A 22,470-nucleotide genomic window follows, 5' to 3' on the forward strand; every position below is an offset into this window, starting at 1 on the left:
AGAATCCTCATCTACAATCACAAATTGAGATGGGGTGGGTTCAACCGCTAGTTAGGTTTCGTGAAATCCCTATGAGTAGCACTTCAGAAAAGTCATCTACATCTGCATCTTTACTGTCAGCTCAGACCCTAGTAATTGTGGGCATTGTCTGGGCTGTAATGGCACTGCTGTTCTTTTTGCTGTTCAGCGTTCCCCTCTCACCAGAAGAGGGCTTACCTCTTTGGTACTCGATCGGCACCTATGTTTTTGAATGCGGAGCATACCTAGGAGCAGCTTTAGTTTGTTTTAGAAACTGGCAAAGCCCGCACATGGTCAGCGGGCGCAACGTTTGGCTGGGCATTGGTCTAGGGATGCTCTTCTATTTTATAGGCGGAGTGCTGTTCGGGATTTGGGAACTCTATTTCGAGTTAAACCCGGACGTTTCCCCAGCCGATGCCTTTTATTTGGGCAGTTACGTGCTACTGATTGGGGGCATGGTTGCCGCCGTGACTTCAAAGCGGCTGAATTTAGAAATTTGGCAGTGGGGTTTGTTAGCAGGAATTGCAGCCTTCGGAATTGCCGTAGCTATCTGGGTTGCGGCACCAAACTCTTGGAGAGCGCAGCTAGGAATGGCTCCGCCACCGAGTCTAGAAATATTAACAGAAACCGATCCAGCAACCCAACCAACAGCCTCCGCCCCTGCTTTGGATTCGTCCAAGTCAAAGACAAAAGGAGCGGCTGCGGCCGCTGCTGTAGAGGCACCTGAAGAAGCAGTAGAACCAACTAAAGCTCCAGGATGGATTGTAGCACTTGACAAAATACTGTCGCCTTACGCCTATGCAATCAATTTGTTTTACATCGTCGGGGACGTTTTCCTGCTGATTATCGCTACTGCACTGCTGCTGGCGTTTTGGGGAGGACGTTTTTCGCAATCTTGGCGAATGATTGCGGCTGCAACTTTTTCGCTTTACGTCGCAGATATGTACTTTAAATGGCGCGATACTCAGGCTGAGGGTAGTTATCAAAGCGGTAGTTTGCTGGAAGTCTTTTTTGTTTTCAGCGCCATCCTGTTCGGAATAGGAGCTATCTTGGAACATGACATCTCAACCCGTTCTCGCCAGAGCAGGCGGAGTCGCCGCGCTGCGTAGCGATTGGAGACTGGGATGTCCGAAACAAGAGATGGGGAGGCGAAAGCTTTTTTACGCTCGCCTGCCTCTCTCAACTTGAAATCACAAATGAAAAATCACAGTTCGCCGATCGCACTTCCTGCGTTTTTTCATATCTTTTTGCTGGAAAACTTGGCATGACGCCTACAAAACTCTCCGATTCAGACAAACGGGAACTCCTGCGGCTGTACCGACAGTCAGACGAGAATACTATCACTCTAGCAAAGCGCTACGGAGTAAGTAGTTCGACAGTCAGGCGCATCATTCAGGGCGCTTTGTCGGAGTCGGAATACGAATTTCTAGTCCAGCAAAAACAAAAGCGTTCCTCCGCCAGCAGCGCTGTTTCTGAACCGACAGATATAACTGCCGAGTCGGCGGCTGAGGGCGAAACCGATCCGGCTGTTGTCACCCTGTCGGAGTCAGTCCCTGTCCCGAAGTCAGCCTCAAATTCGAGGCCTACTCTGACAAAGCGTTCTTTATCGGCCGCCCAGTCGGATTTGGTTTCGGCTTTGCCAGATACTTTATCAACCGATGTCGATAGCAGCGACAGCGCTGCTGTGACTGGGGGACAGCAGCCTGTGCTGCTAGAAGCAGAAAAGGTGGCGGGTGAAGATTTTAGCGATTTCGAGGAAGATGAGGACGATTTAGATGAGGACGATTTAGATGATGACGACGCGGACGATTTAGACCATTTCGACGAAGATTTAGAGGATGAAGATTCTCTGTTTGAAGCCAGTCTGCTGGGTTCGATGTCGGGGGATTCGAGCGAATTTCGGGCTACTGGGCTGATTGAAGTTTTGCCTTTAAGCGAAGCGTCTGTGCCCCAAATTTGCTATTTAGTAGTCGATCGGGCGTCCGAGTTAATCACTAGACCTCTGAAAGCTTTTGGCGAACTCGGTCAAATTCCGGCGATCGAAATTCGCGAGAAAACCCTACCAGTATTTGACAATCACCGAGTAGCGCGCCGATTTGCCACTCGCAATCAAAGAGTTTTCAAAATTCCTGACGGCCGGATGCTGCAAAAAGCTGCGCCTTACCTGCTAGCTAAGGGAATTACTCGGCTGTTGATTGACGGTCAGGTGTATTCGATCTAAGCCTTCAGCAATTAACTTAATATTCTGCGGTGTCGGAGTCTTGTGAATTTGCCTGAAAGTTGGCACGCGAACCTTGGGACTCTGAAAGGTTCCACAGCGGTTGCAGCAGCGCACCGCCGATCAGTCCTGCACTAATACTCAACGCCAATACTAATCCTACGGGCATTTGTATGGATTTAAAAAAGATAAAGTTTAAGGATACTGGGGCCGCGTTCTGTACAGAGATTATGCCGATCGCGCTGGCTAAAATTGCTACTAAAAAACTAATGGCGAGTAGAGGAATTGTTTTCATAAAAGGCTTGACAAGCTAATAATTTAACTGATATTATTTTTTAATAATAGAAATTTTTGTCAAAATATTATTTTTGCAACCATCCCATTATTAGATAATATACAACGAAATTCCCGAAAAAGTCAAGTAGATACTAAAAAAATTAGGTTATTTTTAATTTAAACCAAGAAAAATAAAAATAAACTTTAACAAATCCAACTGTATTGCAAGTATATAACTGGCCGAGCAGTATCAATGATTAATTTTAGTTATTGTAATATTTTAATAGGGTGCGTCAGTTGTAAAATCTTGGCTAAATACAGAGTGGATGATTGCTGGCACACCCGAGGGACTAGGGACTCAAGAATAGGTAAGGTGCGCGCTGCGCGCACCTTACAATCTCAAGGCTTAGGGAAATGCCCCGCATTGGGATAAGTTAGAATTTAAGCAGCAGGTTCTAAATGGGAAATGACCTTTTCCATGTATTCAGCAACTTTGGTTTCTTTTTCCACAGAGTTGGTTTCCATGTAAACGCGCATCAAAGGTTCGGTTCCCGAAGGCCGCAGCAGTACCCAACCGCCGTCTTCTAGATAAAGTTTAATGCCGTCTTTGCGGCCGATTTCCTTAACGCCAATACCCGCTATTTCCGTGGGGGGATTCTTGGTAAAAGAATCCAAAACGGCTGCTTTGTGAGCTTCCTCTAGGTGCAAGTCCAAGCGTTTGTTGTACAGGGGGCCGTCGGCTTCCTTGATGGCTTCTTCGACTAGCTGAGAAAGCGGTTTGCCTTCGTAGGCGATCGCCTCAGCAACTAGCATATCAGCCAAAATCCCGTCTTTTTCGGGGATGTGACCCAAAACGCTCAAACCGCCAGACTCTTCGCCTCCGATGAGTACCGCAGTTTCCCGCATTTTTTCGCCGATGTATTTAAAACCGACTGCAGTTTCGTAGATTTTTAAACCGTATTTGGCGGCCATATTGTCGAGCAAGTGGGTAGTTGCGACGGTACGGACGATCGCCCCAGTCAAGCCTTTATTCTTAACCAAGTGGCGGCCCAAGAGCAACAGCACAGTGTTTGGAGTCAAGACATTTCCCAACTCATCAACAATACCAAAGCGATCGGCATCGCCATCGGTGGCCAAACCTAAATCAGCCGAATCTTTTTTAACAGATTCCACCAACTCGACTAACTGTTCGCCCTTGGGTTCGGGCATTCCGCCACCAAACAGCACGTCGCGGTAGGTGTGAAAACTTTCGACATCACAGCCGCAGTGTTCCAAAACTTCGTCAAGATAACCGCGAGAAGTCGAATAGAGAGCGTCGTACTTGACCTTTAACTTAGCAGAGCGAATCCGCTCCACATCGATCGAGGCATAAAGAAACTTCAGATATTCGGGTTTCGGATCGAAAGTGGAGATTTTATCGTTGTGGCTACCGATTGCTGGCGCATCAGAAGCACCAGCAATATTTGCCACAATTGTATCGGTAATTTCTGGGGTAGCCGGGCCGGCGTAGTCGGGGATGTATTTGATGCCGCAGTAAGGTGCGGGATTGTGCGATGCGGTGAACATCAAAGCGCCTGCGGAGTTTAGATGCTTGGCGCTGTAGGCGATGACTGGTGTCGGACAATCTCGATCGACCACAAGCACAGTCCATCCCAAATCTGCCAATATTTCCGCCGACGTGCGGGCGAACTCGTCTGCCAAAAAGCGGGTATCGTAGGAGACTAGAACTGGGCGGTCTTTGGTGTAAGCGGTTTCGAGGTAACTGGCGATCGCCCTAGTGACTTTTCGCACGTTGGCAAAAGTAAAGTCATGGGCAATCAATCCTCGCCACCCATCGGTTCCGAACTTAATTTCTGTTGAATTGCTGGCGCTCATTTTATCACTTCCTCTCGTCCTACTAATCCTACCCGAAGGCATAGCTTTAAAGACGTAGTGGCCGCGGTCTTTTTGAGGTGCGCCGAAGCGATCGCCAGCAAGAATACCCGCGCCAAGCCCAATCAACCCGATCCTATCCTTGTGTGGGCCCGATCCGACTTTTGGCAGAGGGCTCGAAGCAGCTAGAGTTGGTAAAATCTGATATTGGGCGCGCCAGTTTATCTAAATTCGGGTTTTGAAAGCTGGTTGGGCGATCGAATAGAGGGGGAAAAGTTGCGGGCGATTCATCAAAAAACCCAGAATCAATTAGTCCGAGGGCGATCGCGAACTGTCACATAAATTTTACTAAAATCATAAATTTAATTATTTATTTATAAAAGCCTCTCCTAGAATGTGTTACTGTTTTCTAACAATCGCAAGGCTAAAAATAAAGTTCTTGCTTCACCGAAGGAAATAAATTAATCAAAGTTATCGTTATAGCGTGATGTAGAGTAGATTCTTTGAGAAGGCAGGAATTTACAAAAACGAACCATAACAAAAATTAAAATTTTCAAGCAACAGTTTTTTTAAGGTCAACGAAATTTTAGTTCTCAGCTTTTAAGACAAGTTGAAATTATTTTAAGCTTTTTTTACCACAAAAAATCGGTTGACAGACTCCCCTTTTTCAGGTGACAGCAAACAGTTGACAGTTAGAGAAAAAAATTAAGGTATATAGCGGTTATCAAGCATTATGAGGTATGCCCGATGCCCGATGCCCGATGCCGCATAGTACCTCATATGAGAGCTTCAAAGGCTATAGCAGTTCTATCTCTCATAGGAGGTATCCCTCAGTTGAACAATTTCTCAATCCCCAAATCCCCTAATCTAAAATCTAAAATAGACTGATGAGGTATCCCTCAATTGATTAATTTCTCAATCCCCAAATCCCCCAATTCTAAAACCTAAAATCTAAAATTATTACTGAGCGACTTGCACACTCGCGTCTTGGGAACCCGCGAAGTCGAAGCAAGTCTAAGTAAGCTGAAGTATCTAAAATAGATTGACTCCTCACCACGCTTGAAAAAGGCTATGAAGATCGCCATCTACCTGTGATCCAGCGCACAATCAATAGCGCTATTAACGTGCAATCTATAAAAGATGCAGGCAGTCAAGCTAAATAGCTTACTGTTTTAAGCACAATGGCGGATGACTTTTAGCCTCAAAATGGAGAAAATTGTAGTTAACAACTGTAAAAATCAGGAAATCGATCGGGTGCGAATTTATCAAAAAACGAGGTTTATCATGACAAGTATTTCACAAGTATATTTGAAGTCTTTATCAGCAACCAACGAGATTCAACAGGACGACAGTTTTGTAACACGGGGGATGAATGAATCTGACATTCAAAAAAATCCCGAGGCGGGGGGTGTTAACGTTTCTTCCTTAGCAGTTAGCTGGGCAAAAAAATATTACAATACAGTCGAAGCACGAGAAAACCAAGCATCGCGGCAAATTCCCCACAGCCCGCAGTCAAATAATTTTGATGAAAATCGAGTCCAAATTGTTGACAAATTGATAGATACCCTAAAAGTAGGTAGCGAGATAGCTTGGAATAAAGTAGAAGCTGTTTTAGGGGGACAAATAGAGCAGCAGGCGATCGATGCGAGCTTAATTGATCGTGAAGAAATTTTGGCCGACACTCGCGCTTTATATCGCAAAGCAATAGAGGCTTACGGCGATAGAGAACCAGCTTCTCGTTTGTCAGTGCTGGTGGGAAAAGATATTGTCAAAGTGAGGCGGAAATACTCACAGAGAGATTCCTTAGTGCTAGGATTTGTGACGTTGGAGTTTCAATATACTAGCAAAATCTTGTTAGGATGTCTTTCGGAGTCAGAGCGATCGGAATTTACACCCTACTTAAAAGTTGTAGATGACTACCTGCACAGTCCCTACGGAGAGATTAACGAGGCTGCAGCGAATCAGCCACCGAATTCAAAAGCTATCTTAGCGGTTCAGCATTTGTTGCAGCACGCGACTCAGATTGCTAGTGCAGTGTACGATCGAGCTAGTTCCCAGCATCCAGGATACCGCAGCAGCAGCGGTTATTTGAGCGATCGCGATGTAAAAATTTCTAGTATGCGGGATGTCGAGATTTTTCAAAGCTATTTGTGTTGGTGCGTTTTGGAAGAAAGCATTGGCCCGGTACAGCAAGAATTGTTTCCAATGTGCGTGATGCTTTACCCAAAACTTCATGTAAGTTGGGAGTTAGTGCAGGATATGCTGCTGATTTTGTTTTGGGAAATATCCGATCGGCTTCCTGCTGAAGATTTAATAGTATTTTTACCTTATTTGCGGACTGTGACAGAGATGTTTTCCAGCGATGTCTTTGAAAATTAATGAATTGAAAATTGGCCTCAAAATTTAGCCACAACCTATTTAAAACTAAAAGCTGCGACGGCCAAACATCCCCAACCGACAATAAAAGCAACTCCCCCCAGTGGCGTAATTGCACCCAGCCATTTGATGTCAGTCAAACTCAGGGCGTACAAACTGCCTGAAAAGACGATCGTGCCGGCAATAAAAGCCCATCCAGCCACTGCAAAAAACCTTTGAGACTCTTGGGCGCGGCTTAATAGCAAAGCGACGAGTAATAGAGCTAGGGCGTGGTACATTTGATAGCGGGCTGCGGTCTCAAAAATTGCTAAAGCTCGATCGGTCAATTGATTTTTCAAAGCGTGGGAGGCGAAAGCACCGCCTGCAACGGATAAACCTCCGAAGAGGGCCGCGGCTGTGAGGAAGATTCGGGTTAAGATTAGTGATGACATATTTTAATGATAATTGAATTTTATTTTATTTAATTTTACGGTTGGGTGGGGATTGTCGATCGGGTTATTGGTTGGTAAGGACGGGTTTATCAAGATAATCTGTGGGCGACGAAAATCATCGTTGAACCCGCCCCTACAAATTTATCCTAATATTTTACCATACCTGTAGGGGCGGGTTCGCCTAAATCTTTGAGACCCACCAACAAATTATAAAAACCCGCCCCCACCCAACCCAGAAATCAAAAAATAATTCAATTTAAAGGTTAAGCGGGGATAGTTGATCGGGGTTATTTGTGGGGTGGGGGCGGGTTTACAAAGATGATCTGTGGGTGGCATAATCGATCGGTTAACCCGCCCCTACAAACCTGAAATAGCTACCACTCAAGCTCAAATTTGACCCTCCTTGCAAAATGCCAATCAATTCATTTTGAGCCCCCTTGCGGTAAATTGCCGTACCAGTTTGGTTAGCTTGCGAGAAAGGAACTAGCACGTAATCATCGGCTTTACCCTGTAATTGAATACTATCTTCACTGGCATTAAAATCAGTAATGAGCGCATAGTCACTATCGCCGTTATCGTAGTAAGTGTTAGTGACATCTCCCAAAACGAAAATATCGCTGCCACCTCCGCCAGTTAAAGTGTCAATTTCCTCAATTCCGGGGTTAATGGCATTGATATCAACTCCGGTGAGAATATCGTTGCCACTATCACCTTTAATCGCATCGTTACCAAGTCCGCCGAGAAGGGTATCATTTCCATCTCCACCGATGACAATATCTTGCCCTTTTTCACCATCTAAGTAGTCATCATTGAGATTGCCTGATAACACATCTTGACCTGAATTGCCAAATATTTTATCATTTCCTTGACGGCCGGAAATAGTATCATCTTCCTGGGTTCCATTGATAATATCATCTTGAACAGTGCCTTGCAAGCCATTATTCGGGTTAGCAAAACCGAAACCTCGGCTACCAAAAACGGCATAACTTTTGCCGGGAGAATCTTGAAATAAACTGCCGGGTGCGCCAACAATTATATCGTCAATGCCATCGCCGTTAATATCTCCGCCACCGCTGACAGCAGTGCCAACTAAACCATCGGTTTCTACTCCATTTAAAACTAAGGCATTCTTACCGTTAGCTTCTGCTAAGCTGAAATTAGCTGGAAATTCCTTACTTCCAAAAACAACAAATGTTTTGCCTGCATTGTTTTTATCGTCAGAATTGGCGCTGGAGGCTCCTATTAATAAGTCGTCAAAGCCATCTTTGTTGATATCTCCGGCATAGCTAACGGCGTTTCCTGCTGAGCCTTCGGCATCGAAACCGAAGATGGTAAAGCCGTTACTGCCGTTCAAGTCAGCAGGGTTGAGGATGACAGGAAATCCCTCTTTTTTGCCAAAAATTACATAGGTTTTACCGGCGTTAATTTGGTCGCCAACTGTCGCACCGGGAGCACCAATTACGATGTCTTTATTGCCGTCACCGTTGATATCTCCTGTGGCTGTAAGTGCGATACCGGAACGTTCTTCAGCACTGATGCCGGCGATGACAAATCCGGTAGTTCCATTTAATTCTGGGACGTTAACGCTGCCAGTAAATCCTCCTTGCTGACCGAATATAACGTAAGTTTTGCCTGCATTAATGCCGCCGTTGGTAGTACCGCCATCTGCACCAATTACGAGGTCAGGGATGCCGTCGCCGTTGATGTCGCCGCTGCTGGCAGTACCGCTAGAATTGCCGTCAATGCCGTTAATTACAAAGCCGTTGTTGTTGTTAATTTGAGCTATGTTTAAGTTAGGAGAAAAACCTGTGGTGCGGCCGTAGATGACGTAGCTTTTACCGGGTGTGCCGCCGAGGGGGCCGGGTGCGCTGATGAGTATGTCATCAATGCGATCGCCATTAATATCGCTAATGCCTGTGGCAAAGAGGCCGGCGTAGTCAAAGGTGTTGCTTCCTGTGACGGCAAAACCATTATTTCCGTTCAAATTAGCGAGGTTAAAATTAGCAGGAAATCCTTGGTTTGTGCCGAAGACAATGTAAGTTTTTCCGGCATTATTTTGACCGTTGACAGCGGCACCGAAGGCACCAATAATAAAGTCTTTGATGCCGTCGCCGTTGATATCGCCGGCACTGCTGACTGTTCCGCCGCTGAAACCTTCGGCATCAGTGCCGTTGAGGGTGAAACCATTTTGTCCGTTGAGTTGGGAAAGATTGACGCTGGCGGGGAATTTTTGATTGCCAAAGATAACTTGACTTTTGCCTGCGGCGTTGACGTTATTGGGGTCGGCACCGAACGATCCGACTATGATATCGTCAATTTTGTCGCCGTTGATATCTCCGGTTTTGCTAACAGCAACTCCTGAGAAATTACCTGCTTCTGTGCCGTTGAGGACGAAGCCGTTATTGCCGGAAAGGTTGTCAAGTTTGAGGCTGTTGATGTTGATCTTAACGGTGGCGGCTTGTATTTGTTTGCCGTCTGTTAGGAGGTAGTTAAATTTATCAGTGCCGGTGAAGTCTATGGGTGGGGTGTAGGTGAGTTTGTCGTCGCTTTTATCGTCTGGGGTATTGTTGTTGTCGAGGGTGATGATGCCGCCGGCAAGGGATTTTGCGTTGAATTCTTTGATGGAGAGGGGGTCTTTTGCGGTGGTATCGTTGGCTAAGACATCGATTTTTGTGGCTGTGTTGACGGTGGTGGTGGTAAAGTCGCTGTTGGCGGTGAATGGGGAGGCGATCGCAAGTATGCTATCTGGATCGGGTGCGTTGATTGCTTCCTCAAGAATGTCTGGATCGAAGTCAGTGAGTACGAGGTCGATGATAGCAGCTTCGCGGGTGGTGGGATTTTTGATGCGATCGCCTATTAGTTGTTCGGCTTTTGCAACATCAGCGGGGATTAAGTCGGAGATTTTAACTTTCTGGCGGGGGTAGTTTTTCAGGGTAAAGGTGTTGGTGTTTTCACCCGGTTTGTAGTCGAATAAGGATTCTGTTTGATTGACTCGCCAGCTATCAGAGTATTCGCCGTAAAGTTGCTGTTGGGAAACTGGTTCAGGAATTACAGTTCCGTCGCGTTTTACTAAGTCATCTTTGGGGTTTTTGTTGAAGTTGCCAAGTAGTCCTTTGACTTTGCCTTCGCGATCGTCGGTGAGGTAAACTTCAACATTGACCCGACTTCCTACCTTTGCAACTAATTGATCGCCTGTGGGATAAACAACGGTATATGTGTTCCCTTCGCGATAGATACGGCCTTCTCCAATCGCAAGTGCATCATCGTTGGCAATTTGGGTTGGTTGGCCATCAATTAAAAGTCCTTGGTCTTTGTAAATTCCTATGCGTTTCCCACCCAAAACTGTTGCTACGGCGGTGTTATCGGAGACGTTGCTGCGGGGGTTGTTGTTAATGGGTTGTTGCCGCACTTGAATTTTTAGGTCGCCAGTTGTTGATTCAATTAACGTGAATTCTCCTGCGGCTTGGAAGTCGTGATATTGTTTGTCGATGGTGACGATGCGGGGGTCGTTGTAAGTTTTGCCTCCATTTTTGGGCTTTTCGGGTTTTTGGTCGTCGTCGATGATAGTGCCTGTGGCTTCAGAGGAATCTGTGCCTTTACAGTCAGCAAAGAGTTTACCAGCTTGATCTTTGACTGTAAGTGTGAAAGTTTCATTGTCTTCGGGTGTTGTATCTCCAGTAACAGGAATTTTAATTTCGCCACTGGTTTGACCTGCTGCAATTGTGACTGAGCCACTACCTTTAGGTGAGCTATATGATAACGTTACTGCCTCGTTTTGCACATCGCGTAGTGTTACTGGGAACACCATGTCTTTAGTGCCGCTATCTCCTTCATCTATGCTTGCGTCTGAGACTGAGACGGGTAAGTTGTAGGGGATTTCGTACTCGACTTCAACAGTTAGACCTTTCGCGCCTTCAGAATTAGGTTCAACTTTCTTGGGTTCAATTTTTTTGTAAAAAGGGTATTTCGATAGATCCTGCAAGTCAGTTCCCCATAAAGGAAGCGGGTCGGCAATCGAGGAAGTTGAAAATTTATTTTCTAAAGATAAAGCTGGACCAATCTGAAAACCTGCACTACCTGACTTTGCTGGAAATTCAAGTTTAGCCTCAAGCTTGACTGCTTCAGCTTTAATAGAACCCTGCGTTACGAACCCAAAGTTATTCTCTACCTCGCCAGAGAGTTCATACTTAGCTTTTACCTTTAAAACTCCGCATCCTTCCGAAGGGACTTGAAAGCTGTACTCTTTACCAAAGTCTTCTAGTGTTCCTGCTTGGGTTTGGATCGGTTTTCCCTCTTCCTCGACTGACATTGTAACTTTGACAGTTTTAGGATCAAACTCAAGGTCTTGCTGTATAGCAAAGCCTCCACTGGCTTTGAGATCGAGAAGATCGTATCCTAGTTTTACTTTTCCTCTTGTTTCTTTAGCATTTTTATCGGCTGTGTCAAAGTTATTTCTGGCTTGTTCTGCTTCATTGGTAAGCCTTTCAGCCTCTTTTAATGTTTCAGGAGTAGGAGATAGTCGAAGAAATTCTAGCTGATCTTTGAGATCGTTTTTGGCTTTGTCTTGTGCCGCCTTTTCTTTAAGAGAGTTTGGAAACGATATACTATTACCTAATGCCTGTAATGGTGGGAAAATTAAAGATAACGCCTTGTCCACATCAATTTCTAAGTTGATAATGTTATTTGATGTACCTGATGCTGCTATGCTTGGCAAACTACTAATGCTATCTTTGGGAGTGGATTTTTTGAACGCTAGAACCTTAGGCAGTTCTAAACCTATGCTACCTATGTCATTGGGAAACTTGATTTTTGTACCTTCCTTCAATAAGGTAGATAAATTATAGTTTAACTCTGCTTTTCCAAGAGAGCCTCCCAAGTCAAAACCATCTAACTTAAAAGGGTTGCTTGGATTAAAGGGGTTTTTGACTTCTATATCCTTGAAACTGAATTTGCCTGGTTCTAAACCAAACTTAATACCTGCATCTAACTCTAATCCTTCCGAACCTGTAAATGAGCCACTAGAACCTAATGCTAGAAAATTTTCTGTGTTTAATTTAAGAGTGATTTTCTCATTGGGTTTAGCATTTTCAGGTAATCCCTCAACGTCTACAGTGATAGGATAAGAGAATTTTAATTTTCCTGAATCAGCCTTAGCATAGGCTTTGCCAACTAATGTTGCATTAAGTTCTCTGGTGAACTTGATACCAGAACTGTCAATAGTCTCTTTTGGCAATTCATATGTTTCTTTGAAAAAATCTATATCTCCATCAAAAGAATCAAAGTCAATTCCTTCCGCAAAAAAGTTGAGTGTCTCTGACTGAGTTTTCTGCTCAATTCTCACCTTTTCTCCACCCAAAACAACCACCGCCGAATCATCCTCACCCTTCAACCCCGCCAATTCCCCCTGACTCAACACCTTACCTTGAACTAAATCCGAAAAAATCTCCCCCTCATCCCCGATCGCATCTACACTATTAATCTGCGAATCAACAAAATGCCCAAACTCTTCCAGCAAAACACCCGCAACAGCCGTAACATTCTCCGCATTTTTGGCAAGGAATTCCCGCGACAGATAAATCTTCCCAGTCGCAGCCGCAAACGCACCCAAAGCACCATTAATCTCAGCTTCGGAACGAATCTCAATCTCTGGAAATTCGCTAAAATTTCCCTGTGTCCAAGCTGATGCTAACTTGACTGCTTTCTCAACATCAAAGCTATTGCCGAATGCTACCTGCATCTTAGTCAGAAAATCTGGACTTGTCGCCAAACTGCTGAGGGAATTCTGCGCGATGCCTACGGCTGGCTTCGCCTCCGCACTTCCCATTCTCAAAGCGCGATCCTCAACACCTGTACCCACTTCAGTACCGAAAAACTCATCATCTGTTAGCCATTTCATAATCCGATCTCCTCAAAAAGCTAATTGTTGCCAAAAAAACAAGAAGCCGGAGAAGGGGCGATCGCACATAATGCGTAATCACCACTTCCCCAGCCCCGCGAAATTCACAATCGTCTCGGACTGTATTCAATTGTTTGAAATTACGATGCTTGAAATTACGACACTGCCGACCATCCCAGTCGTACAGGATAGATGCTTGTGGGTGTACTTCCCGTCAATTAATAATAAGCTACAGCATTTAATTTAACCTGTCAATACCTTGCCCTATCTTTGTTGTACAAGTTTCATAGTTGGGTTAGGGCGGGTTTATAAAGACGATCTGTGGGTGACGAAAATCATCGGTGAACCCGCCCCTACAAATTTATAGGAAAATTTTACCAGACCTGTAGGGGCGGGTTCGCCTAAATCTTTGACACCCATCAACAAATTATAAAAACCCGCCCCCACCCCACCGATCGCACCTATTCCTTTGAATTCCACTCCCGAACATCTTCCTCAGAAATATGATACCGATAATAAGTTGAACCCTTCACAGTCACTTGAATTTTACCTTTACCCCTTTCCGCCCTCTCACTCTCAATAGTCACCTTGCCAAACCCTGTTTCTTTCCAAGTTTCACACAAAATCTTCTCAACTTGATTCAAAACCTTATTAATCGGAGTCTCTTTGCTTTCTGGCCCTGATGGCATATCTGTTTCCACCTTCTGAGTAGACTTAGCTTTGCTGTTGCTGTCGCCTGCTTTATTATCCCGATCGCCTGCTGCATCCTCTGATACAAACCTCATAGCTTTTTACCCCCTAAATTTCAGCATCTATATAGATTTCGGAAATAGCCCTATGTTTTTACGCATAGTTCCAGCTTTTGTAACAAACATTTACACGATCGCTCCCAGTGTCGCAGACGATGACGCACAGCATCGCACAACAATTAGCAGCGTTGCATCCGTACAATTCCCATCCGCCAGAAACTCCATACTTCTTACCTCCAAAATGGTATTTGCAAAAATTTAATTATTGAATAAATTTTTAACCCGTAACTCAGTGTAAAATCAATAAACATTCAAAACTCACAATTGTGCAGTCACAAGCAGCAGTCATTCGATTTTAGATTTTAGATTGGATGATTGAAGAATTGACCCCACGGATCGAGACGGGGGCTTGAGGATTTGAGATTTGGGATGCTTTCGATTGATTCCACGGATCGAGACGGGGGCTTGTACCACCTTTGAAATTCTCGGTCGCCAACTTCTGACATGGCGCTGCCACGCGCGCTCGCACTTCCACAGGCAAACTACCCATGAATCAAGCAGAATTTATCACCATTTACAACAATTTAGGCAACAAATGCAAGCAAGTTTTGCAGCAAAAACTAGCTGGAAAACCCAACAAACAAATCGCCAAAATTATCGAAATTAAATCAGAAGCAACTGTACGCCAACATTTGACAACAGCATATCAAGCCTTTGGTTTAGGAGACGACAAGCGTTCTAGCTGGTCAGATTTGCAGTCATTGTTTTTTCAATTCATGCCCGAACTAATCCCAACGAAACCAAAACCACAACCATTAAATTCTCGCTGGGTAGAACGAACTTCAGATATTACTAAACTCCAAAAATGGACATCAGAAAACTTCAAAATATTGATAATAGTAGGAGAAGGCGGCATCGGCAAAACTACCTTAGCGCAGCAATACTTGGCCAGTTGCCAATTTGACAAAAGATTAGATATGAAAATCGCCTACACTCCAGAAGACTTGCGGAGTGCCGATTCATTTGTGCAGACTTGGCTGCAACAAGATTTTCAGGAAGATGCACCCAGAGATTTTAGCCTCAGTTTAAACTTACTAGAAAAAAAACTGCGTCAAATCAAAGTCGCAATTTTCATAGACAACTTAGAACCTGCCTTATGCAACGGTATGTTTTTACCTGAATACCGCAATTATGTAGAATTACTGCGGGTCCTGTGCGATCCGAGAATCAAAGGAGTCACCCTGATTACCAGTAGAGAAAAATTAAAAGAACCAGATATCAGAGGCGTTCAAACTCACAGTTTGACAGGCTTGAGTCCAGAAGCATGGCAACAATATTTTGAATATCCCAAAACTTCGGAAGATTTACAAGCTCTGCAAGAAATGCACGCAGTTTACAAAGGCAATGCTCTGGCAATGGAGTTGCTGTACAATGATATTCACAATAATTATGATGGAGATATTGCCGAAGCTTGGCAACAAAACCGCCAGGAATTACAGCAGCTAGATCCATTTTCGTTTCTTATCAACAATCAGCTAAATCGCCTCAACGATCACTCTCAGCAAGCTTACCGCTTGCTATGCCGTTTGGGAGCTTGTCGGTATCAAGAAATTGAATGGTTGCCAGATAGTTGTATCAAGGCTTTGCTGTGGGATGTAACGCCAGCAGAACAATTGAAAGTAACGCGGCAGTTGTGCGACTATTCCTTGCTACAATTACATCGGGGCAAATACCGAATGCACCCAGCAATTCGGGCGCAGGGTTTGAATCAGTTACAGAATAGCAGCGAATGGGAACAAACTCAAAGGGCGATCGCTCAACATTGGTTTTCTAGTGTAGAACACATTCAATCCCCTCAGTTAGGTTTGCAAGTTTTAGAAGCTTATTATCATTTCCGAGAAATTGAAGATTATGATTCAGCGTGGGATGTATTGTGCCGCCCTGCCATACCTATTTTACCAGAAGAATTATTTCTATATTTTTTATCCTGGGGATACATTAACCAAACTTTAGAATTAGCAGACAAATTGGTAAATCGAGTTTCACCTAACCGGGAAGCAAGTCTGTATCGCTGCATCGGCGACTGTCACGCCTATCTGCTAGCAGATGGTTTTGAAGTAGCTCTAGAATATCACCGCCAAGCTCAATTTGCCGCTAAGCGTGAAGGCGATCAATGGACAGAATTTAACTCATACAGTGATATGGGTTTGTGCTATATTGCTGCTGGTGAATACGATTTAGGATTAGCTATTTATCAGGCAAAAGTTAATCTAGCTTTATCTCCAGTATCTCCTGCCATTCAATCTCGGCTAAATAGTTGTTACTGCGAAGTTGCTCTTTTGCATTCATATTTAGGACAAGCGAGTGAGGCGAAGGCAGCATTGAAAGAAGCTACAAGACACTTGCAACAACCTTTAGAAAGCGTTCCGCCTTGGCAAGCTTGTTGGGATTTGAATATGGCTGGTTTGGCTCAAAAACATATTGGCGAGTACGAACAAGCTAAGCAAACTTTAGAAAAAGTTGTGGCGATCGCACAAAATTGTAACTTTACATCAGACATCGCCCGTGCCTGGTACATTTTAGGTGATGTTTTTCGGGAAAGTAATGATTTTTCAGCTTCTTTAAAATATCAAAACCAAGCTATTGAATTTTATACTAAAATTGGTGCTAAGTATGAATTGGGTATTAGCAATTATTATATCGGGCTGACTTACCGGGATTTGGGAGAATTAGAAATAGCTCAGAATCACTGGCAGCAAGCTATTAAAATATTTAATCAAATGAAAACGCCTAAACTGGTGACAAAAGTTGAAGCTTGTCTCAATGGCAATTTGAGCCAAGAAAGTGTAAAATGAAAAGTTGTGAGTTTCAGAAGTGCAAGCTATTCCTACAACAGCGCAAGTATGGCAAACCTTCGTTCTTTGTTGCTGGGAAACAAAATTGTATCGGAGTGTTCACTTAGTCCTTATAGATGAGCGGACAGGAAATGTGTTCATCTTAGTTGGTGAAGAAATCGAAATCGAAATTAAACCCAATGGAGAATGGATTAAATAAATATGAAACCCAACTTCAATGAAATGAGCAAAAAAGAGTTACGCGCTTATGTACTCGCTCATCGAGATGATGATGAGGCATTCTATGCCTTAGCTGACAAAATTTCTGCTGACACAGCGAATAAAGTGCCACTTCCACTCCTGAAATCTTTAGAAGATATGGAAAATTATCCAGAGTTTCTGGAAAAACTTCGTGGAGATCCGGGCCACCAAGAATCAGCTTAGATGTAGTTGGGGCGGGTTAACCTAAATCTTTGACACGCATCAAAAAATTATCTAAACCCGCCCCAACAGCCAACAAACGATCTAAATTGACCTCGGAATTTGCTGATATTTTAACCTATTTCCGCACAGCTTCCAGCAAGCGAGAATAGTAAAAGCTAGTGCTAGTCATCGCTGTTCTGTTAATAACAAATCCATTGCTTTCTAGGATTTTGATAATATCTGCTTCGCGGTGCTGGTAAGCTCGGGTAGTTTTGCTTGGCCCTGGGAAAAGTTCGCCAAATTTTTTGAGGGCGGTAAGTGCTAAGGTTTTGGGAGCAAAACTGAGAATAAGTCGCGATTGGGCGATCGAGCTTAGGTGAGCGATCATTTCCGCGGCTTTATTTTGAGGATAGTGGATCAGCACGTCCAGACAAATAACCGTGTGAAATTGGCCGGTTAAGGCTTCTAAATCTTGGGTTGCAAAGGATATGTTGTAGAGCTTGCCGGGAACTGCTGTCGATCGATCGTAGGCTTCTGCTACCATCTTTTCAGAGAGATCGCTAGCGCAAACAATTGCACCAGCCTCAGCTAGGGGAATGCTCAGAGAGCCCACACCGCAGCCGGCATCGCAGACAGCCAGCCCCCGCAAATTGCCGTCAGCTTGCAGCCATTCGATGACTGTATCTACGGTTTTTTGGTGCCCGGTGCGGATGTCTAGCTGCACTTTGTTGACTTTGCCGTCGCCGTAAATTCGCTGCCAGCGATCGAATCCCGTCGAGTTAAAATACTGTCTAACTATAGTCTTGTCGTCTACCAAATTCATCGATCTGCCTGCTGCTGAGTTATTGCCAACGGTTTGATATTATAGCAGAAGTCATTAGTAATTAGTCATCAGTCATCAGTCATTAGTCATTAGTCCTTAGTCCTTAGTAATTAGTCATCAGTCATTAGCCATCAGGAAGAAGAAAGAGGTTCGAGGCAAGAGGTTCGAGGCAATAAGCAATCAAACGCAAGCATTTCAGCTATTTAGAACCTCCTAATTGTCTGGCGCGATTGGTATTGTATAGCACTCAGGCTCGGACAACGCGCCAGCAAGTTAGAGCAATTAACGTTGAGATGGGATACTTTCAATTGTGGATAAAAATCTAAAATCTAAAATCTAAAATAGTCTGTGCCAAGTTAATTCTTTTGTCGCTGCATTCAAATTCCAGCGCAAAAGTTGAGCAGCAGGTTGGCCGATAATTCCCGAAAGTCCGATCGCCTTTCTGGGAGATTCAGTTGCTAGGGCGATCGCACTTTCTGGCTCGCAAATCCCCCACTTCACCAAATTCTGCACTCCCGCCAACAGTGGCAGAGTTGTACCTGCCAAAGTAGCAGATTCCAGGGGCGTGTGGTAATCCAATCTTACCCAAGCCGTACCTTTTCTGACTTCAATTTGTCGGGAATCCCAAGGATAAACACCTTCAGGCAAACCCAAAGGAGCTAAAGCATCGCTGACCAAAAAAATGCCTTTTTCGTACCCGCCTGCGCGAAGCAAAAAATCGATCATTGTGGGAGAAACGTGCTTTCCGTCAGCAATTAAACCGCATTTTGCGCCCGGATAAACGATCGCAGCGCCCAACAAACCCGGTTCTCGGTGGTGCAAACTCGGCATCGCATTAAAAGCGTGAGTTACCATTGAAGCACCGCTGGCAAATGCTTGCTGCGCTTGCTCTGCCGTTGCTTGGGAGTGTCCGAGACTGACGGTAATTCCCAAACTTTGCAAGTAGGGAATGACTTCGCCCGTGCTGTCTAATTCAGGTGCTAAAGTAATTATTTTGACAACTTCGGCACAATCTCCTAAAACTTGTTTGACATTTTCTATAGTTAGCGGTAGTAAAAACTCAACTGGGTGAGCTCCTCGCTTCTGCGGGTTGAGAAAAGGGCCTTCGAGGTGAATCCCGATAATTTCCGCTGTTTTTGTATTATTTGTTGCTGGAGCAGAGTTTTTTGCACTGCGGATATAATCAGCTACCGTCGAGAGCGATCGCCTAAACTTTTTCAGCGAAGTTGTTACCAAAGTTGGCAAAAAAGCATCTATTCCCTGATTCCATAAAAATTGAGAAATTTTAGGTAAAATTTCAATATCTTTGCTTTCTAAATCGGGAAAAGCAAAACCGAGAGCTCCGTTAATTTGCAAGTCAACACCGCCCAAGGAAATCCAATCGCCTGCTGCATCAACCACTTGCAAATCTGGAGGACAAATCCGTTTAAATACTGCATCCATCGGGCAAACTTCTTGAATGATGCCCCCTTCGTCAACAGCAAGCATTTGCAACTCCTTGTTACCGGGGATGCGAGCATTCAGAATATTGATGGGGGAGGCAGTTGGGGTTGTGACTTCAGTCATCCGATTTTAGATTTTAGATTGTATATTTTAGATTTTAGTAGATTTTAGATTTTAGATATTTCGGCTTCGTACTGCAAGTGTGAGTTTTCAAATTTTAGATGCTTGCATTCGATTTGAGATTTTAGATTGCATATTTTAGATCCTTCGGCTTCGTTTTACAAGTTTGAGATTTGTTCGCCTCGTTCTGGGGGCAGGTGATGAGGATGCGAAGCTTTTTGCTTGCTGCATTCTTGGCTTGTGACTAAATTACTCTCCTGCATCAGTTTGGCTACAAAATATCTAAATTTTAGTTAACGCCATAATTTTAAATTACCATTAATCTGAAATCTCATATCTGAAAATTGCATGAATGAACCGATAGTTGGAATTATTATGGGCAGCGATTCGGATTTGCCTACCATGTCTGATGCGATCGCCATTTGCGAAGAATTCAACATACCTTGCTCTGTGGCGATCGTCTCGGCCCACCGCACTCCCCTACGCATGGTAGAATACGCCCAAACCGCTCACCAACGGGGCTTGAAAGTCATTATCGCAGGTGCTGGGGGAGCGGCACATCTGCCGGGAATGGTAGCATCTTTAACTCCTTTGCCAGTGATTGGCGTGCCGGTACCGAGCCGCCACCTGCAAGGAGTAGATTCGCTGTACTCGATCGTGCAAATGCCAGCCGGGATACCGGTGGCAACAGTAGCGATCGGCAATGCTAAAAATGCCGGCTTGCTGGCAGTTCAAATATTAGCAGTTTCTCAGCCAGAATTGCTAGATCGAGTCCTCGCATACCGCAAAAATTTGTCCGAATCTGTAATGAATAAACAAAATCAGCTAGAAAATGTAGGTTATCAGAACTATCTCAATCTGAACAATAATCTATAAACTTCTGTAGTAGAATTGGAAAGTTTTCGGGTTCTTACCGATCGGAACAGTTATAAAAAGGGCGAAAATGATCAAAATGACTGTCGGGAAAAAAAAATCGAAACAATTCAGGCGGGAGTCTTTAGATTTACCAGCGAAATCTTTTACAAAAGTTAACAGGTTCCAGAAATTACAAAGGGCGATCGCCCGCCTGAGCCCGAGTTGGCAAGCCTGCATACCCTTAGCTGCGATCGTATTCTCGCTTTGGGGATATGCCGCAGTAGCCCAAACGCCTGCCGCCCCAACCACCGAGGCACAATTGGCCAGCCTCAAAGTGGGCATGGATACCATGTGGGTGATGGTGACTGGAATGCTAGTGTTCTTTATGAACGCGGGTTTCGGTATGTTGGAAACCGGTTTTTGCCGTCAAAAAAATGCGGTTAACGTGCTGTCCAAAAACTTGATTGTTTTTGCACTGTCAACGATCGCGTTTTGGGCGATCGGCTTTGCGTTAATGTTCAGCAACGGCAACGGTTTTATCGGCAGCAGCGGCGGATTTTTCCTGTGGAATGTAGCTGACAACAGCCCCGCCACAGGAGATGCTTATCAAGGCATCTTCACCGCATTAAACTGGACGGGAGTACCCCTCAACGCTAAATTCTTTTTCCAATTAGTTTTTGCCGGAACTGCTGCCACGATCGTTTCTGGGGCCGTTGCAGAGCGCATTAAATTCCTGGAATTCTTAATTTTCTGCTTGCTGTTAGTAGGCATTGCTTACCCGATTACCGGACACTGGATTTGGGGTGGCGGCTGGCTTGCAACAGCAGGATTTTGGGATTTTGCCGGTTCGACGGTGGTTCACTCGGTAGGCGGTTGGGCTGCTTTGATGGGAGCAGCATTTCTCGGGCCGCGGATGGGCAGGTATCGCGAGGGCGATACTGTAGCAATGCCGGGACACAACATGAGTATAGCGACTCTAGGCTGTTTGATTCTGTGGTTGGGTTGGTTCGGGTTCAATCCCGGTTCGACAATGGCACTCGATCCAAACGCGATCGCCCACATTGCCATCACCACCAACACCGCCGGTGCCTTCGGGGGAGTTGCTGCAACGATTACAGCTTGGCTCTACCTTGGCAAACCCGACCTTTCGATGATTATCAACGGCATCCTCGCCGGCTTAGTAGGAGTAACAGCCAGTTGCGCTTGGGTCAACGTCCCAAACTCTGCCATTATTGGCACGATCGCCGGCATCCTGGTAGTTTTCGCAGTAACTTTCTTCGACAACTTGAAAGTAGACGATCCTGTAGGGGCAACTTCAGTTCACTTAGTCTGCGGCATCTGGGGGACTCTGGCAGTGGGCTTGTTTGCTGACGGACCGACAACAGGTCTTTATACCGCAGGCCCGGCAGCCGGATTGCTCGTGGGCGGAGGTTTCGGTCAACTCTGGGCGCAGTTGGTGGGCGTTATCTCTGTAGGCGGGATGACCGTGTTGCTGAGCACGATTTTTTGGGTGGCACTAAAAGCTTTGCTGGGTATCCGCGTTTCTCCTGCTGAGGAGGCTGAAGGTTTGGATATCGGCGAACACGGGATGGAAGCTTACAGCGGTTTTGTGAAGGAAACTAGCTTGGAAAACAGAAGTGAGACCAGCTACGGCGGTTATGCTGGAGGCTCCGGCGGGAGGACTACTAAACTTTAGAGCACCCCTTGAGAGGGTGCGATCGATCGACTTTCTTCAGCTTTCTGGCCCTAGATTGGCAATTTTTAAGTTAATCTAGGGCTTGATTCACCGAAAAACCCTAATCTGAAATAGCCACCGCCTGCGGATGCAAGCCCGGATTCCTCTAGATCCTTTTAATCCGAGTCGATCGTTCTGGCGTTGCTTGGCCAACCCTTGCAATTACGTTTACAAACCAAGTTGGTGCTTAAGAGCCCGTTTAACAAAAAATGCTACGGTATAACAGCTCTCAACCCTTATGGAGTAAATTATATGGAGTAAATTATTCTACAATCTAAAATCTAAAATTGTCGAATTTGTGTGCCAGAAAGTTGGGCAGCCAGATTTTTCATCAGAAAACTGGGTTTAAAACCCCGTCCCTTCAGCAAGCTCATGGCAAGCCTTTGAGGACGGCTTTTAAT

The 22,470-nt window shown here is 44.9% G+C and carries 18 protein-coding genes; 10 read left to right on the forward strand and 8 right to left on the reverse strand.

Annotation, left to right across the window (positions count from 1 at the left end):
* Window positions 1-71 precede the first annotated feature (71 nt).
* Together QT998_RS14275 and QT998_RS14280 are read left to right on the forward strand one after the other, a co-directional pair.
* Complete coding sequence (locus QT998_RS14275; protein ID WP_333088375.1) at window positions 72-1,127, forward strand: hypothetical protein; 1,056 nt, start codon at window positions 72-74, stop codon at window positions 1,125-1,127.
* Between the two features lie 155 nt (window positions 1,128-1,282).
* Window positions 1,283-2,239, forward strand: coding sequence for a hypothetical protein (locus QT998_RS14280; protein ID WP_333115139.1), 957 nt, complete (start codon window positions 1,283-1,285; stop codon window positions 2,237-2,239).
* 16 nt (window positions 2,240-2,255) lie between these two features.
* Here QT998_RS14280 and QT998_RS14285 read toward each other — a convergent pair whose 3' ends face one another.
* Together QT998_RS14285 and QT998_RS14290 are read right to left on the reverse strand one after the other, a co-directional pair.
* Complete coding sequence (locus tag QT998_RS14285; RefSeq protein ID WP_333115138.1) at window positions 2,256-2,531, reverse strand: LapA family protein; 276 nt, start codon at window positions 2,529-2,531, stop codon at window positions 2,256-2,258.
* A gap of 422 nt (window positions 2,532-2,953) precedes the next feature.
* Window positions 2,954-4,387, reverse strand: a complete 1,434-nt coding sequence (locus QT998_RS14290; protein WP_333115136.1) for a phosphoglucomutase/phosphomannomutase family protein — start codon at window positions 4,385-4,387, stop codon at window positions 2,954-2,956.
* 204 nt (window positions 4,388-4,591) lie between these two features.
* Here QT998_RS14290 and QT998_RS14295 point away from each other — a divergent pair, with 204 nt between their 5' ends.
* Entirely contained in the window at window positions 4,592-4,726 is a 135-nt protein-coding gene (locus QT998_RS14295) for a hypothetical protein (protein WP_333088369.1), read from the forward strand.
* A gap of 846 nt (window positions 4,727-5,572) precedes the next feature.
* Window positions 5,573-6,763, forward strand: coding sequence for a hypothetical protein (locus QT998_RS14300; RefSeq protein ID WP_333218060.1), 1,191 nt, complete (start codon window positions 5,573-5,575; stop codon window positions 6,761-6,763).
* A gap of 35 nt (window positions 6,764-6,798) precedes the next feature.
* Here QT998_RS14300 and QT998_RS14305 read toward each other — a convergent pair whose 3' ends face one another.
* From QT998_RS14305 to QT998_RS14320, 4 genes are all read right to left on the reverse strand, one after another.
* A complete protein-coding gene (locus QT998_RS14305) occupies window positions 6,799-7,191 on the reverse strand; it encodes a DUF423 domain-containing protein (protein WP_333115132.1) in 393 nt (130 codons plus the stop codon).
* 346 nt (window positions 7,192-7,537) lie between these two features.
* Entirely contained in the window at window positions 7,538-13,087 is a 5,550-nt protein-coding gene (locus tag QT998_RS14310) for a VWD domain-containing protein (RefSeq protein ID WP_333115130.1), read from the reverse strand.
* 306 nt (window positions 13,088-13,393) lie between these two features.
* Window positions 13,394-13,567 carry a hypothetical protein gene (locus QT998_RS14315; RefSeq protein ID WP_333115128.1) on the reverse strand — a complete coding sequence of 58 codons (174 nt, stop codon included), beginning with the start codon at window positions 13,565-13,567 and terminating at the stop codon, window positions 13,394-13,396.
* Window positions 13,549-13,872 carry a hypothetical protein gene (locus tag QT998_RS14320; protein WP_333115127.1) on the reverse strand — a complete coding sequence of 108 codons (324 nt, stop codon included), beginning with the start codon at window positions 13,870-13,872 and terminating at the stop codon, window positions 13,549-13,551. Before QT998_RS14320 ends, QT998_RS14315 begins: the two co-directional genes overlap by 19 nt.
* Window positions 13,873-13,924: 52 nt before the next feature.
* Between QT998_RS14320 and QT998_RS14325 the strand changes: the two genes are divergently transcribed.
* The 4 genes from QT998_RS14325 to QT998_RS14335 all read left to right on the forward strand — a co-directional run bounded on the left by QT998_RS14325 (window position 13,925) and on the right by QT998_RS14335 (window position 17,114).
* Window positions 13,925-14,098: a hypothetical protein gene (locus QT998_RS14325; protein WP_333115126.1), complete on the forward strand. Its 174-nt coding sequence runs from the start codon at window positions 13,925-13,927 to the stop codon at window positions 14,096-14,098.
* Between the two features lie 286 nt (window positions 14,099-14,384).
* Window positions 14,385-16,691: a tetratricopeptide repeat protein gene (locus tag QT998_RS14330; RefSeq protein WP_333115125.1), complete on the forward strand. Its 2,307-nt coding sequence runs from the start codon at window positions 14,385-14,387 to the stop codon at window positions 16,689-16,691.
* A 19-nt stretch (window positions 16,692-16,710) separates the two neighbouring features.
* Window positions 16,711-16,890 carry a DUF6888 family protein gene (locus tag QT998_RS27510; RefSeq protein WP_442921972.1) on the forward strand — a complete coding sequence of 60 codons (180 nt, stop codon included), beginning with the start codon at window positions 16,711-16,713 and terminating at the stop codon, window positions 16,888-16,890.
* 2 nt (window positions 16,891-16,892) lie between these two features.
* Window positions 16,893-17,114 carry a DUF6887 family protein gene (locus tag QT998_RS14335; protein WP_333115123.1) on the forward strand — a complete coding sequence of 74 codons (222 nt, stop codon included), beginning with the start codon at window positions 16,893-16,895 and terminating at the stop codon, window positions 17,112-17,114.
* Between the two features lie 115 nt (window positions 17,115-17,229).
* Here QT998_RS14335 and bchM read toward each other — a convergent pair whose 3' ends face one another.
* Window positions 17,230-17,916: a magnesium protoporphyrin IX methyltransferase gene (gene bchM, locus QT998_RS14340; protein WP_333115121.1), complete on the reverse strand. Its 687-nt coding sequence runs from the start codon at window positions 17,914-17,916 to the stop codon at window positions 17,230-17,232.
* Window positions 17,917-18,252: 336 nt separating this feature from the next.
* Window positions 18,253-19,482 carry an N-acetylglucosamine-6-phosphate deacetylase gene (gene nagA / locus QT998_RS14345; protein WP_333115120.1) on the reverse strand — a complete coding sequence of 410 codons (1,230 nt, stop codon included), beginning with the start codon at window positions 19,480-19,482 and terminating at the stop codon, window positions 18,253-18,255.
* A gap of 345 nt (window positions 19,483-19,827) precedes the next feature.
* Here nagA and purE point away from each other — a divergent pair, with 345 nt between their 5' ends.
* Window positions 19,828-20,355, forward strand: coding sequence for a 5-(carboxyamino)imidazole ribonucleotide mutase (gene purE / locus QT998_RS14350; protein ID WP_333088332.1), 528 nt, complete (start codon window positions 19,828-19,830; stop codon window positions 20,353-20,355).
* A 76-nt stretch (window positions 20,356-20,431) separates the two neighbouring features.
* Complete coding sequence (locus QT998_RS14355; RefSeq protein WP_442921527.1) at window positions 20,432-22,030, forward strand: ammonium transporter; 1,599 nt, start codon at window positions 20,432-20,434, stop codon at window positions 22,028-22,030.
* Window positions 22,031-22,470 lie beyond the last annotated feature (440 nt).

The organism is Microcoleus sp. S1D4 (assembly GCF_036700765.1).
Classification (GTDB): domain Bacteria; phylum Cyanobacteriota; class Cyanobacteriia; order Cyanobacteriales; family Microcoleaceae; genus Microcoleus.